General features: G+C 64.9%; 10 protein-coding genes. 3 read left to right on the top strand and 7 right to left on the bottom strand.

Annotation, left to right across the window (positions count from 1 at the left end; translation table 11 throughout):
• Nucleotides 1–66: 66 nt before the first annotated feature.
• Nucleotides 67–1,107 (top strand): zinc-dependent alcohol dehydrogenase, encoded by a 1,041-nt coding sequence (locus ABY42_RS15520; RefSeq protein ID WP_004972220.1) that lies wholly within the window; start codon nucleotides 67–69, stop codon nucleotides 1,105–1,107.
• A gap of 386 nt (nucleotides 1,108–1,493) precedes the next feature.
• On the opposite strand, the gene ABY42_RS15515 is transcribed toward ABY42_RS15520, so the two are convergent.
• From ABY42_RS15515 to ABY42_RS15490, 6 genes are all read right to left on the bottom strand, one after another.
• Nucleotides 1,494–3,608, bottom strand: coding sequence for a dipeptide ABC transporter ATP-binding protein (locus ABY42_RS15515; protein ID WP_050460024.1), 2,115 nt, complete (start codon nucleotides 3,606–3,608; stop codon nucleotides 1,494–1,496).
• Nucleotides 3,605–4,525, bottom strand: a complete 921-nt coding sequence (locus tag ABY42_RS15510; protein ID WP_004972224.1) for an ABC transporter permease — start codon at nucleotides 4,523–4,525, stop codon at nucleotides 3,605–3,607. The genes ABY42_RS15515 and ABY42_RS15510 overlap by 4 nt, the downstream gene beginning before the upstream one ends.
• A complete protein-coding gene (locus ABY42_RS15505; RefSeq protein ID WP_004972227.1) occupies nucleotides 4,522–5,517 on the bottom strand; it encodes an ABC transporter permease in 996 nt (331 codons plus the stop codon). Before ABY42_RS15505 ends, ABY42_RS15510 begins: the two co-directional genes overlap by 4 nt.
• Before the next feature lie 51 nt (nucleotides 5,518–5,568).
• Complete coding sequence (locus ABY42_RS15500; protein ID WP_004972229.1) at nucleotides 5,569–7,434, bottom strand: ABC transporter substrate-binding protein; 1,866 nt, start codon at nucleotides 7,432–7,434, stop codon at nucleotides 5,569–5,571.
• Nucleotides 7,435–7,617: 183 nt separating this feature from the next.
• Nucleotides 7,618–8,271, bottom strand: coding sequence for a helix-turn-helix domain-containing protein (locus ABY42_RS15495; protein ID WP_050460023.1), 654 nt, complete (start codon nucleotides 8,269–8,271; stop codon nucleotides 7,618–7,620).
• Nucleotides 8,272–8,416: 145 nt separating this feature from the next.
• Nucleotides 8,417–9,787: an SLC13 family permease gene (locus ABY42_RS15490; protein ID WP_004972233.1), complete on the bottom strand. Its 1,371-nt coding sequence runs from the start codon at nucleotides 9,785–9,787 to the stop codon at nucleotides 8,417–8,419.
• A gap of 262 nt (nucleotides 9,788–10,049) precedes the next feature.
• Here ABY42_RS15490 and ABY42_RS15485 point away from each other — a divergent pair, with 262 nt between their 5' ends.
• Both ABY42_RS15485 and ABY42_RS15480 read left to right on the top strand, forming a co-directional pair.
• A complete protein-coding gene (locus tag ABY42_RS15485; protein ID WP_004972235.1) occupies nucleotides 10,050–10,913 on the top strand; it encodes a ParA family protein in 864 nt (287 codons plus the stop codon).
• Nucleotides 10,910–11,320 (top strand): hypothetical protein, encoded by a 411-nt coding sequence (locus tag ABY42_RS15480; RefSeq protein ID WP_004972237.1) that lies wholly within the window; start codon nucleotides 10,910–10,912, stop codon nucleotides 11,318–11,320. Before ABY42_RS15485 ends, ABY42_RS15480 begins: the two co-directional genes overlap by 4 nt.
• Nucleotides 11,321–11,480: 160 nt before the next feature.
• Here ABY42_RS15480 and ABY42_RS15475 read toward each other — a convergent pair whose 3' ends face one another.
• Entirely contained in the window at nucleotides 11,481–13,997 is a 2,517-nt protein-coding gene (locus tag ABY42_RS15475; protein WP_050460019.1) for a GcvT family protein, read from the bottom strand.
• Between the last annotated feature and the right edge of the window lie 6 nt (nucleotides 13,998–14,003).

Here is a 14,003-nt window from a genome sequence, read left to right as displayed (position 1 = left end):
TGCGGAACGCGCGATGGGAGTGCCGCATGCAATACGTTTTTACGGACCCGTGCCACATGTGCTCTCATGCGAGGACTTGCCAAAGTGGAGCGTAGCTCCGGCGCTATGGAGTTCGTCGAGCGACAGAAACCGGAACCGGGCGCCGGAGAGGTGCTCGTGGAGGTCGACTACGCCGGCCTCTGCGGAAGCGACGCGGGCATCTACGAGTTCGAATCCGCCTTCGAGCGGATGGAGCTCCCGACCGTCATCGGCCACGAGTACGCCGGGCGCGTGGTCGAAGTCGGCGACGGCGTGACCGAGTTCGGCGTCGGCGACCGCGTGGTCGAACGGCCGATTCGGGGCTGCGGCGAGTGCTACCAGTGTCGCATCGGCGAGGAGAACGTCTGCCAGGACGCGGTCATCACCGGCGTCGACCACGACGGCGCTTACGAGCGGTTCATCGCCGTCCCGGAACGCGCCCTCCATCCGATTCCGGACGACGTGGAACAGCGGCACGCCGCGGTCGCGGAGCCGACGAGCATCGCCGCGCGCGCCGTCATCGAGAACTCTCGCGTCGGCGCGGGCGACCGCGTGCTGGTCGAAGGACCCGGCCCGATCGGTCTGCTCACGGCCCAAGTCGCGGCCGCACAGGGCGGCACCGTCGTCGTCTCCGGCGTGGGACAGGACGCCGACTATCGGCTCCCGCTCGCGGAGGAACTCGGCTTCGAGACCGTCAACGTCGCCGACGACGACACCGAGGCGCGCCGCGAGCGACACACCGACGGCGTCGGCTACGACGTGGTGTTCGACACGACCGGCCACCCCTCGGGGCTCACGACGGCCGTCGAAGAGGTCCGCAAGGGCGGCCAAATCGTCCTCGTCGGTCAGACCGGCGAGACCTCGATGCCCTACTCCCCGCTCGTCCGGGCCGAAATCGACCTGCAGTGCTCGTACGCCTCGATGTACGAGGACTTCGAGCGCTCCTTCCGCCTGATTCGCGACGGCGACGTGGACTGCGAGACGTTCGTCGACACCCGGTTTTCGCTGCTCGAAGCCGACGAGGCCTTCGAGACGTTCATCGAAGGCGGGACGTGCAAGCCGGTGTTCGATATCTCCGAGTTGGCGTAAGGAGAGTTTCGGTCGATAGCAGTTCAAACCAGAGATAGAAATTCAAATATACTACAATATTATATTCGGTCGAAGACGGCAATTCAACCACTAAGGCACGCCCATAGCATATAGTTCGCGTTTTTAACCGGTCTGAATAGATAATCAATACATTCTTTCTAAATTCCTTGGATGAGTGACCCATGATTGGATTTTAGAATTTGTATTGCAGGTCTTTTTCGAGAGTATGCGCCCAATAATTTGAAAACTGTTCAAATATTTTCTTCGGTGGAATTTTCTATTTTGGACAATTCTGTCGCGCCGGGTCGAACCCCAGACCCGAGTCGGAACGCGGAACTCCTGAGCGGTCGCCAAAGAGACCAAGCGAGAGGAACCGAAGGAGGGCGTCAGTCGCTCGCCGAATCGCCACTAGCCGGCGACGAGAACTCGGGGTTCCCGTATGCGGAGCCGGAGCGGTCGTCGGCGGGGTCGTCGGCGGGGGTCTCCCCGTCCGGGAAGTAGCAAGCGGCGCGGTGTTCGCCGTCACGAACGGTGTCGAGACCCGGTTCATTCTCGCGACACGCGTCTTCGGCCTTCGGGCACCGCGGGGCGAAGACGCAGCCCGACGGGAGGTCGACCGGGTTCGGTGGCTCGCCGTCGAGCAGAACGCGGTCGCGGTCGACCGTCGGGTCCTTCTCGGGAGCGGCCGCGAGGAGCGAGGTGGTGTACGGGTGTTTCGGCTCGGCCGCGATGGACTCGACGTCCCCCTCCTCGATGACCCGACCGAGGTACATAATCGCCAGCCGGTCCGACACCTGCACCAGACTGGCGAGGTCGTGGGAGATGTAGACGATGCCGATGTCCTCGGTGTCCGCGAGTTCACGCAGGAGGTTCAGTAGGTTCACCTTCAGCGACACGTCGAGCATCGACGCCGGCTCGTCGCAGATGAGGAAGTCGGGGTCGAGAACGAGCGCCTTGGCCACCGCGACGCGCTGACGTTGGCCCCCCGATAGCTGGTGCGGGTACTGGTCGAGGAACTTCCGCGCGGGCGTGAGCCCGACTTTCTCCAGCGTCTCGATGATGGCCCGTTCGCGCTCGTCGGTCCGGTAGTCGTGGATGGTGAGCGGTTCGCCGACCAACTGCCGAACCGTCTGTCTCGGGTTGAGCGAGTCGAAGGGGTCCTGGAATATTATCTGAACCTTCCGGCGGAACTCGCGCATGTTCCCGTCCACGTAGTGCTCGTAGGGCTCGCCGTCGAAGACGAATTCGCCGCCGGTCGGCTGTTTCAGGAGCGCGATGGTCTCGCCGAGCGTCGACTTCCCACAGCCGGACTCGCCGGCGATGCCGAGGATTTCGGACCGCCGGACGCGCAGGGAGACGCCGTCGACGGCGCGGACGTAGTTCGGGTCGTTCCCCCTGAGTTGCTCCAAGAGCGACTGGCTCTGCTCGTAGTACTTCTCGAGACCGTCGGTTTCGAGGAGCACCTCGCCGCGGTCCGATTCGTCGTGGCTGTCGGGGATGCCCCACGTCTCCGGGTCGGTGGCGTCGCGCCGCATCTGGGCGGCTTTGGTGACGTGGTGGCACGCCGAGCGGTGGTTTCGGTTCGGCAGGTCGACGAGGTCCGGATGGGACGCCTCGCACTCCTCGGTCGCGAAGGGACACCGGTCCTTGAAGACGCACGCGCCGGGTGCCTCGCTCAGGTTCGGCGGCGACCCCGGAATCGAGACGGGGTCCTGGTCGCCCTCTTCTATCTCCGGGAAGGAGTTCTTCAACCCCATCGTGTACGGGTTCGTGGGGTTCACGAGGACGTTGTCGACGCTTCCCTGTTCCATGGCCTTCCCGCCGTAGAGTATCGAAAGCTCGTCGCACGTCTCGGCGATGACGCCGATTTCGTGGGTGATGAGCAGCAACGAGCTGTCCATCCGGTCCTGTATCTCCAGAATCTTGTCGATAATCTTGTCCTGAACGATGACGTCGAGCCCCGTGGTCGGCTCGTCGGCGATGATGAGGTCCGGTTCGAGCGCGAGCGCCATGGCGATGGTCACGCGCTGGCGCATCCCCCCGGAGAACTCGTGGGGGTAGTCGTCGATTCGGTCGGGGTCGAGTCCGACGATTTCGAACAGCTCTCGGACCCGCGAACGCGCCTTGTCGTCGGTGACGTTCCGGTGGGTCTGAATCGCCTGCCGAATCTGCGCGCCGGTGGACATCACCGGGTCGAGCGAGTCCATCGCGCTCTGGGGGATGTAGGCGATGTCCTCCCAGAGCACGTCGCGACGCTCGCGCTCGCTGAGGCCGGTCAGGTCCCGGCCCTGGAATTCGATGCTGCCGGATTCGACGGAGCCGTTGCTGGGGAGGAGACCGAGAACCGCCTCGGCGAGCGTCGATTTCCCCGAGCCGGATTCGCCGGCGAGGCCGTAGTTGACGCCCTCGTCGATGCTGAACGACACGTCGTTGACGGCGTGGACGGTTCCGCTGTCGGTCGAGTACGTGACCGTGAGGTCTGTGATATCGAGGAGGCTCATTGTTCGGTCTGAATCTCCGGGTTGATGACTTCTTCGTAGGCGCGGCCGATGAGGAACACCGAGGTGGTGATGGCCGCGATGCCGAGTGCGGGCGGGAGCACCCACCACCAAGCGACGCGCATGTTGCCCGATTCGAACACCTGTCGGAGCATCCGGCCCCAACTCGTGACGGTCGGGTCGCCGAATCCGAGGAACGCCAGGCTGGCCTGCGCGGCGATGGCCCACGCGATGCCGTAGGCCGTGTAGAGAAAGCCGATAGGGAGCACGTTCGGCGCGACGTGGTAGAGCATCGTCCGCAAGTCGCTCGCGCCGCTGGCGCGCGCCGACTTCACGAAGGTGCGCTCTCTGACGGAGAGGACCTCGGAGCGGACGACGCGGGCGGGCATCTTCCAGAGGAACGCGACGATGATACCCGTCATGAGCCAGACGCTCGGCGTCACGAACGTCAGGAGTAACAGCGCCATCGGCGTGAACGGCAGCGAGAACGTGAGGTCCGTGATACGCATGAGAACCTCGTCGACCCAGCCGCCGTAGTACCCGCTGACGAGTCCCACGAGAAAGCCGAGCGCACCGGTCCCGATGCCGCCGAACAGTCCGACGATGAACGTCGGTTGCGCGCCGGCGAGGAACTGGCTCAGTACGTCTTTGCCGTAGGCGGTCGTCCCGAACGGAGCCGCGCCGGTCGGTTCGGACAGCCGCAGCATCGAGCCGGCGTCGTCGCGGACGGTGTGCTCGATGGGGTCGTGCGGGGCGAGCGCGGGGCCGAGGAGACCGAGGAAGACGAACGCCGCGACGATGAGGACGCCGGCGAACGCGAGGCGGTCGCGTCGCAGGAACGTGAACTGGTCGCGGAGCGTCTCCGCGACCCCCTCGACGCGCTTTTTCAGTTCGGCTTCGGGCTTCGTCTCGGTGCTCACGCGGCACCACCTCCGCTGGTCGAGACGGTCGGGTCGAAGTAGGCGTACAGCACGTCGGCGACGAGGTTCGCCACGATGACCGCGAGCGCCATGATGAACACGGCGGCCTGCACCAGCGGGTAGTCCTGCTGTTGGATGGCGAGCACGAGTTCGCGGCCGATGCCGGGCCAGCCGAAGACGACTTCGAGCAGGATGAGTCCCTGGAATATCATCCCGAGACGCAGCGCGAAGTAGGTCAGAATCGGCAGCATGGAGTTCCGGCCCGCGCGTGCGAGCTGCTGCATCTCCGAGAGCCCCTTCGCGCGGTGGAGCTTGAGGAACTCAGAGCCCCGCTTTTCGACGACGCCGTTGCGCGCCAACAGCAGGAAGTCGCCGCTGTAGTACAGCACCGACACGGTAAACGGCAGGATGTAGTGGTGCAGGAAGTCGAGCGAGGCGAACGTCTCGACGTAGCCCTCCGGCGAGGCGCTGATAGAGCGCATCCCGAAAGCTGGCACCAGTTCGAGGTTGTACGCGAAGACGATGACGAACAGGATGCCCGTGATGAACACCGGCGTCGACCGGAGGAAGGTCGTGGTGATGATGCTGAGCTTCTCCAGTTTGCTTCCGCGGTTCCAGCCGACGTACATCCCGAGGAGGGAACTCAGGACCGCCGTCGTCACTAACGCGGGGACGAGCAGGATGAGCGTGTTGACGAGCCGCGGGGCCAGTACCCCCCAGACGGGCTGGCTCCGCAGGATGGAGTAGCCGAACTGGAACAGCAGGATGCTCTGGAGGTAGCTGAGGTACTGCCGCCACATCGGCTGGTCGAGGCCGTACATCGCTCTAATCTCGGTGATTTGCTGCTGGCTCAGGTTGCCCGCGGTGACGAGAGATTCGAACGGACTCCCCGGAAGCAGCCGCAGGACGACGAAGATGACCGAGACGGCCACGAGGGTGAGCACGATGGAGATGGCGAGCCGCTTTGCGAGAAACCGCTGGAACTCGCTCATGGCCGGACCCCCCAACGCCACGAGTGGATAGTGTTCGACATGCGTGTCACCTCACGAGAAGTCCGCCTGTCCGAGTTCGTCGCGGCGCTTGTGCATGTTCCCGGGCTGGATGCGCTCGACGAAGGCGGCCCACGCGTCCCCGTTGGGGAACCGGAGGTTGCCGTCGCCGTCCCGCGTGTAGCCGGCCTGTTCGAGGAGCGATTTCGCCCCGTCGATGTCGAACTCGTAGTGGGTCGTGTCCGACGTGTGCCACGGCGTGAGGTCCGAAATCGGGTTCTCCCCGCTCGGAACGGTCGCGCGGTCCTGCAGCACGTCGGCGGCGAAGCCCTCGGTGTCGACCGACTTGGCGAGGGCGACGCGGAACTCCTTGTCGCGGACGAGCGGACAGGAGAACATCAGCTTCGTGTCGAGCGGCGCGAAGTTGCCCGAGGTCATCTTTTCGACGCCGGCGGTGCTCGCGGCGCGGTCGGCCTGCGAGTTCGAGAGCGTCGTGCCGATGGCGTCGATTTCGCCGCCCTGCAGCGAGCCGATCATGGAGTCGATGTTGCCGACGTTTATCCAGATGACGCGGTCGACGCCCTCGCCGGTCGTGGCCTGGTCGCCGAGCACGTCTGCCCGCCAGTCGTCGTCGAACATCCAGTGGCCCTCGTTTTTCGAGACCTCGAAGCGGGTTCCCTGCTCCCAGTTCTCGTACGTGAACGGCCCCGTGCCAACGGGCGACTCGGGGTTGTGCTGGGACGGGTTCTCCACGTCCTCCCACTTGTGCTTGGGGATGATGACGCTGCGAACGACGCGCTGGGTCATGAACGCCGCGTCGGGGCCCTTCAGATTGAACCGAACCTCGTGGTCGCCGAGCACCTCGACCGACTCGACCGGCTCGTAGAACGGCGTCTGACTGGTCGAGGAGTGTTCCTTGTACAGTTCGACGGTGAACTTCACGTCCTCCGCGGTGAACGGCTCGCCGTCGTGCCACTCGACGCCCTCGCGAAGAGTGAGTTCGACGGTGGTGTCGTCGACGAACCCGCCGCCGGTCGCCAGCGCGGGGACGACTTCGAGGTCCGGCGTGGCGTCGAAGAGGCCGTCGTAAATGAACGTCAGCCGCTTCGCCTCCGCGCCGCCGGCGGCCCACGGGAGGTTCAGCGAGTTCATCGAGGTGGTCACGCCCTTGATGTAGGTCCGGTCGTCGGTCTGGGGTTGCAGGTTCACCTCCGACCAGACGAACGAGTCCTTCGTCGGCCCGTTGCCCGGCGTCTGGACGTAGCCGCTCCAGCGCTCCGTGTTGACCGCGGTGATGATATCGGGGAACAGCGTGATGAGCGCGCCCACGTCCTCGCTGAAGATGCGCTGCGCCTCGGCGACGAGCTCCTCGCGCTCGGTGCGGTCGGTCGTCTGACTCTGTTCCGTCAGCACCTCCTGCAGGTCGGGGTGGTAGTAGTTGTCGTAGTTCGAGAGGCTCGTCTCGCTCCGCCGCATCAAAAGCGGGTTCGGGTCCAGCCCGCGTTGCGGGTCCGGACCGTGGGTACTCATCGAGATGATCGCTTCGAGCCCCTTCGTGTCCCAACTCTGGGCGTACAGTTGGTTCAGCGGTCGGTCGTTGAGTTGCGTCCCGACGCCGAGGGCGTCAAGCCCGCGCTGGACCATGAGCGCGTGTTCCCGCATCCACGGGTCGTCCTCGCTCGAAAATTCGACCGGGACGGGGTCCAACACCGCGCCGGCGGTCGCGCTGTAGTCGAGCGGCGGTTCGTCGGCGTCGATGGTCTCCCACTCGCGCCAGTACTTCGTCTCGACCGTCTCCGGGGTTCCGGACGGGACCTCGGGGGTGAGACTCGACCCGCCGTCGCTCCCGCCGCTTCCGTCGCCGCCACCGGTACACCCGGCGAGTCCGGTCACGCCGAGGGCGGTCGCAGTCGCCGCCACGTAGTCGCGTCGCGTAAGGCCAGTTCCACGTTCGACACCCGAACTATCACGATTTTTCTCCGACATTGCGACCGCTTGTTATGGAGTATCTTCCATGGTGCTGTTCCCGATACGGCCCGATATCTATCGTTCTTTATATACTCGGTCGGCAGGATGCGGCAATATTCTCCAACAAGCAGTGAGCTACTCCTGTCGCGGACCGTAGATGAGTTCGAGCAGATTTCGCTCCGCGGTCCGGAGTCGTTCGCTCAGCGTGGACTGCGCGATACCCAGTTCCTCGGCGAGTTCGGTCTCAGAGATCTCCCGCGGAATGTGGAAGTAGCCGTGGTTGAATGCCGTCTCCAGAACCGCGAGTTGGTCGTCGGTCAGCTTGGAGATTAACACCTCCTTTAATCGGCCGCTGTCGAGCGGTTCACCCGGGGCTTCGTCCTGCGTGACGGAGCGGAGTTCGAACTCCCCGAGCGTCTCCTGAATCTCGTCGGCGAGTTCCCTGAAGTGGTCCCAGTCCTGGGCGGTGGCGACGACCTCGAAGACGCCGTCTTGGAGGACGATGCGGTTCGGAATCGTCTCCTGTCTGAGAACCAGTCCGAGGATGAACGGGTACGACTCGTTGGCGAGAATCGTCACTCGACGTATCTGCACGTCGGTCGAGGCGGTCGGAATCTCCTCGTCGTAGAAGACGGTCACGCCCGAGATGTCGGCGAGGAGGGACTCCACGTCGAAGGGGCCGTTCGAGGCGATAGTGAGCGACTCGATCCACGTCCCGTCCTCGACGTAAAACGCGTTGTCCAACTCGATGCTCCGGGCGTCTCGCAGGCGGCGATCTATCTTCGACATGACGCCGGTCGGAGCCGTCGTAAACTCAACACGTAAGATGCGAACTCACCCGTACCGGGCAGATACCGTTCACCTACAAATAGACCGGTGGTTACCGCAACGGGCGATGATACCGGCCCGAGTTCGCGACGCCCTCGTCAACGTTTCAGGCGACGAGCGGCCAGTAGAAGAGCCACGAGAGGGTCACGACGACGAGCGACAGGCCCATCGTCACGAACCCGAACAGCGTCACGTCCCGGTTCGTCAGCGGTCCGCGGTCTAGCGAGACGAGGACGGCGGTCGTGTTGAACGGGAGGATCGTGGTCGACCCCACCACGAGGAGGACCGCGAGTCCGAGATAGAGTTGCGTCACGCCGAACGTCTCCGCGAATCGCAGCACGATGGGGAGAATCACCACGATGGCGGCCGACCCGGTCGAAAACAGCACGCGAACGACGACCGCGAACCCGAGGAGCAGCCCGACGAGTTGCCAGTGGCTGAACGCCTCGAACGGGACGAACCGCGCGAGGAGGTCGACGACGAGCGCGATGGTTTGGGTCGCTTCCAGGGCGTCCAGAATCGACAGCGTCGCGCCGATGAGAAAGAGGACGCCCCAACTGAGTTGCTTGACGTCGTCGGCGTCGATAACGTCGACTCCCGGAAGCGCGAGGACGGTGACCGCGACGACCGCCGGGAGAATCTCGGGGAGTCCGACGAACGACCCGACGACCCACGCGAGGACGGTACCGGCCATCACCGCCGCGACGAGTCCCTGTTCGCGGGTCAACTCGCCGTCGGGGGGCGCGTCCGCAATCCCCGGCTCGCCGGGGTCGACAGTCGAGTCGGCATCGACGGCGTTGAAGAGACCGGCGGCCGCGGCGGCGAGCGCGTAGAGAACCACTGTCGGCGGAATCATCAAGACGGCCCACTCGACCCACGAGAGCGGTCGGACGCTCGTCGCGAGGATGCCCGAGGTGACCAGCGCCATCCCGCCGCCGGTCATGAGCGCCATCGACGCGATGGGATTGATGTGACCCAAGAGGAGGAACGTCGCCCGTTCGAACCCGCTTCGCGCCGGGAGGTCGAACTCCTCGGTCACCTCCTCGACGATGGGGATGAACGCGACCGCACGGGCCATCGCGGACGGCATGAACAGCGCCAGCACGAGGACGTTTCGCGCGATGGAACGAAACGCCCCGCGAGGGGTGCTGTCCGGGGACAGCAGTCGGCTCGCTAACCGGGTATCCAACCCCACCGACCGGACCGCGTTGCCGAGGAGTAACAGCACGAGGAGGAAGTACACGAGCGAGGAGGTGAAGCCGCTCACCGCGGCCTCGAAGGAGTCCACGACGCCGAGGGCGTACAACAGGGAGACGCAGGCCAGACTCGAAATCACGTACGGAACCGGTTTCGTCAACCAAAGCAGGAGCGCGACGACGAAAACCGAGAGCGCGTACTGCGACCGGACCGGAAGGACGGAGACTGGGTGGAGCCCGACGACTGCGAGGAGCAAGGCGGCGGCGACCGCGAGCGTCACCGTCTGCGGCGAGAGTTCGGGGGCGCGTAGCCCTCGGCCGGGCAACCAATCTGTCACGAATTTATCTGCACACAACGGGCCCAAATAGCTACTGCCGGCGACAATTCGGGCCGCCAGTCGAAGGAGAGAGCGCGAATCGAGTTGACACGACCCGAATAGAAACTATTAGAATTACTTGGATTATTTGAACTTCTCAAAGAGTCGGAGTAACCATAATTATTTCAACTGTGCCGAGAATCTCGCTATCACGGATATCCCCATCATGTCACGTGCAGTCAGCGTCTGTCTCCTCAAAGGCGGTATCGGCAAGTCGACGACCTCCATCAACCTCGCCCGCGAGCTCGCACACCGGGGCAGCGACGTGCTGCTCGTCGACCTCGACCCGAACGGACACACCACGACGGGCCTCGGGTTCGGCGAGGAGTTCTACTCGGAAGCGCACCTCGGCGACGTGCTCCTCGACGACGCCGAGTTGGAGCCGCGAGAGCTCATCTTGGAGACCGGGTTCGAAATCGACCTCCTCCCGTCGAACGACCGCATCGAACAGGTCGAGTCGGACCTCGGCGGCGTGATGATGGGGTCGGCGCGGCTCAAACAGCGCGTCATCGACCCGCTTCTCGGCGACGACTACGACTACGTCGTCGTGGACTGCCCCGCGGCGCGCGGGAAACTCAACGACAACGCGCTGTACGCCACACAGAACCTCGTCTTGCCGATGCGCCCCGAGTCGGGCGCGCTCTCGGGGCTCGAAAAGACGGTCAAGCGGCTTATCACGCCCGCGCGGGAGCACTTCGACCTCGAAATCCTCGCCGTCGTACCGACCGACCTCCGGGACCGAATCGACCACGACCGCCCGACGAGACGGCTCGTGGAGGCGCTCGTCTCGAAGCCGAACATCGCGTCGAAGCTCCCGAACTTCGCGTACACCGACCCGGAGGTGTTCGAGGCCATCGACGACGGCGAGTGGGACGACGACCTGCCGAAGCCGGGGATTCGGCACCGCTCGGCCATCGACGCGTCGATTCGCGAGCACATGCCGCTGCGGGATTACGACAGCACCTGCGACCAGTTGGCGTGCTACGACGAACTCGCGCAAATCGTCGAAGAAGGCGAGGTGGCCCGATGAGCGAAGACCCCTTCGGCGACCTCGACGCCGCGATGGGAGGCGGGGAGTCCGCGTCGGAACCCGAATCCGAACCGGAGCCCGAGGGCGCTGACGCCACCGACGCGGCCGAATCCGAACCGGAGCCAGAACCGGAACCGCTCGACGAAATCGACCCCCGAGAGCGCCCCGCGTTCGAGTTCGACGAGACCGTTCACAAGGCGCTCTACGTGCTCGAATCGGTCGCCGACGAGTTCGACGATATCATCACCTACGACGTGGAGCGCGAACTGACCCGCGACCACGGGCTCAAGGGCGTCACGAAGAGCGAACTCCACAACGCCGCGCTCGACGTGGCCACCGAACACCCCGAAGAAATCGTCGAGCGCGTCCTCGAACAGCGCGGCGTCGACGACGAGAACTCTGAATAATTCGGATAATCCGACTCTGCTGAACTCCGTAGAGCCGGACGGGATTCACGAGACGGACAGCGAGTGAAGTCAGCAACGGAGACGACGGAGACGGCCCTACCGAGTGGGTAGGAAGCGGGATGTGGGTGACCGGAGGCGGTGACGCACCGGCAATCGTCCCTCACCGGATTAGCTTGTCGCGGTCGGGGTCGAAGAGCGGCCCTGACCGGACCGTTGCGGGGTAGGCGTCACCTTCGTACCGGATTTCGACTTCCTGTCCCGCGCTGGCGTACTGTTCGGGGAGGTAGGCGTACGCGATGCCGGCGTCGATAGTGTAGCCGTAATCCGCCCGACAGCAGTAGCCGACGACGTCGCCGTCGGCGAACACCGGATGGCCCGCGTCGACGACGGCGCCCTCCTCGTCGAGGGTTATCGGGACGATTCGGTCGCTCGGCGTGCTGTCGTCTGCGTTGTCTTCGACGAGCGCCGCCTTCCCGACGAAGTCCGTGTCGAGGTCGACAGCGAAGCCGATTCCGGCCTCGTAGGGCGTGTGTTCGGGCGTGAGGTCCGTCCCCCAGAGACGGTACCCCTTCTCCATGCTCGTCGAGTCGAGCGCGGCCCAGCCGACGGGAGCGATGTCGTGCTCCTCGCCGGCCTCCCGAATCGCGTCCCAGAGCTGGCACCCGTACTCGGTCGGGGCGTAAATCTCCCAACCGAGTTCGCCGGCGTACGAGAGTCGAAGCATCGTCACGGGGATGCTCCCGAGGTAGGTCTCCTGCGCGGAGTAGAACGGGAATTCGTCGTTCGAGAGGTCGGCCTCGACGAGGTCCGAAAGCACCTTCCGGGAGTCGGGGCCGAAGACGCCGATGCCGGTCCGACTGGAGACGTGCGCGGTCACGTCGACGGAACCGTCGTCGGGCGCGTGCTCTGTGACCCACCGCGAGTGGAGCGTCGCCGAGCTTCCGCCCCCGGTGAACAGCACGAACCGTTCGTCTCCGAGGCGAGCGACCGTCAGGTCGGCGAGCACGCCGCCGTCTTCGTTGAGCATCGCGGAGTAGCGCATCCGGCCCGGCGTGACGTCCACGTCGTTCGTCAGGAGACCCTGCAGGAACTCCAACGCACCCGGTCCCGTCACTTCGATGGGGGTGAACGTCGTCATATCGACCATGCCGACCTTCTCGCGGAGGTGCTGGTGCTCCGCGCCGTGGACCTTCGACCAGTTCTGCGAGAGCCAGTCCGGCCGGTCGGGAACGTCGTACGTTTCGAGGAGCGTCTCGTTGGACTTGTACCACTGTGGGACCTCCCAGCCGTCGCTGTCGTAGAACTCCGCGCCGAGGTCGGCCTGCCGGTCGTAAAACGGGCTCCGGCGGAGGGAACGCTGTCCGCTCGGTTGCTCACGCGGGTGGATGAGCTGGTACACCTCCCGGTACTGTTGTGCTCCGCGGCCGTAGGTGTACTCTCGGCTGCCCGTGTGAGACTGGAACCGGGAGACGTGCGCTCCGGAGGCGTTGACTCGGGAGCCGTCGAGCCGCGGCGTCCCGTCCTCCATCCAACTGGCGACGATGTCGCCCGCGCCGCCGGACTGCGTGACCCAGACGGCGAGCGCCCACCAGAGTCCGTCCGTGTCCTCGTCCGGCCCGAGGATGGGCATGCCGTCGGGCGTGAACGAGAACATCCCGTTGATGGCGGAGGTCCACTCGCAGTCCTCGAAACCGGGAACGAGTTCGCTGGCGGCGTCGAACGCTGACCGGTCGTGGTCCGGGTGGGTGTTCTCGTAGAAGTGCTCCTCCGTAAACTCGCGGAGAGACGGGTATTCGAGTCCGAGGTCGTCGAGCTTGTCGGGACCGTAGATGTCCGCCGGGTCGACGAGGAGCGACTCGTGGTTGTACGAGCCGATACCGTAGCGCTCGCCGTGCTGTCGGTAGTACAGCGAGTGGTCCTGGTGCCGAAGCAGCGGCTGTTCGATTTCGCGCTCTGCGCCCGCGAGTTCGTCCAGTTCGTCGGAGACGAGATACTGGTGCGCGCAGGGCACGAGCGGGATGTCCGTGCCGACCATCTCGCCGAACAACGGCCCCCAGATGTTCGTGGCCACGAGCACCTCGTCGGCCTCGATTCGGCCGTGTTCGGTATCGACCGCATCGATACTGCCGCCAGAGATGTCGATGTCCGTGACCTCGGTGTGGCCGTAGAACTCGACGCCTACCTCGCGTGCCTGCTCCGCCATCGACTCGGCGGCGCTAACGGCGTCCGCCTTTCCGTCCGACGGGACGTAGTACCCGCCGTAGATAACGTCGGAGTTTATCTGCGGGACGCGCGCTTCGACCTCCTCGGGCGTGAGAAGTTCGCCCTCGTCGATGCCGTAGGACTGCCCCCACTCGCGCTTGCGTTTGAGGAAGTCCCAGCGCGCCTCGGTGTAGGCGACTTCGATGCCACCGCATGTCCGGAAGTCGCCGAACCCGTCGTAGAGGTCGCGCGTGTACGACGCCATCTCTGTCATCAGCTTGTTCCCGGCCGTCTGGAACACGAGACCGGGGGCGTGAGAGGTCGACCCCCCCGTCTCGAACAGCGGACCCCGGTCGAGGACGACGACGTCGTCGCGACCCGACTCGGCGAGGTGATACGCCGCGCTACAGCCGACACAGCCGGCCCCGACGACGACCGTTCCGGCGCGTTCGGGAAACGTAGACCATGTGCTCATATACCA

This window comes from Haloferax gibbonsii (genome assembly GCF_001190965.1).
Classification (GTDB): Archaea; Halobacteriota; Halobacteria; order Halobacteriales; family Haloferacaceae; genus Haloferax; species Haloferax gibbonsii.
The sequence above is the reverse complement of the archived record's forward strand: the minus strand, read 5'-3'. Positions and strand labels throughout refer to the sequence as shown.

Excerpts from the sequence above, each read along its gene's own strand:
- ABY42_RS15520 (WP_004972220.1), top strand. The coding sequence starts at position 67 with ATGCGAGGACTTGCCAAAGTGGAGCGTAGCTCCGGCGCTATGGAGTTC.
- ABY42_RS15515 (WP_050460024.1), bottom strand. The coding sequence starts at position 3,608 with ATGAGCCTCCTCGATATCACAGACCTCACGGTCACGTACTCGACCGAC.
- ABY42_RS15505 (WP_004972227.1), bottom strand. The coding sequence starts at position 5,517 with ATGAGCGAGTTCCAGCGGTTTCTCGCAAAGCGGCTCGCCATCTCCATC.
- ABY42_RS15495 (WP_050460023.1), bottom strand. The coding sequence starts at position 8,271 with ATGTCGAAGATAGATCGCCGCCTGCGAGACGCCCGGAGCATCGAGTTG.
- ABY42_RS15485 (WP_004972235.1), top strand. The coding sequence starts at position 10,050 with ATGTCACGTGCAGTCAGCGTCTGTCTCCTCAAAGGCGGTATCGGCAAG.
- ABY42_RS15480 (WP_004972237.1), top strand. The coding sequence starts at position 10,910 with ATGAGCGAAGACCCCTTCGGCGACCTCGACGCCGCGATGGGAGGCGGG.
- ABY42_RS15475 (WP_050460019.1), bottom strand. The coding sequence starts at position 13,997 with ATGAGCACATGGTCTACGTTTCCCGAACGCGCCGGAACGGTCGTCGTC.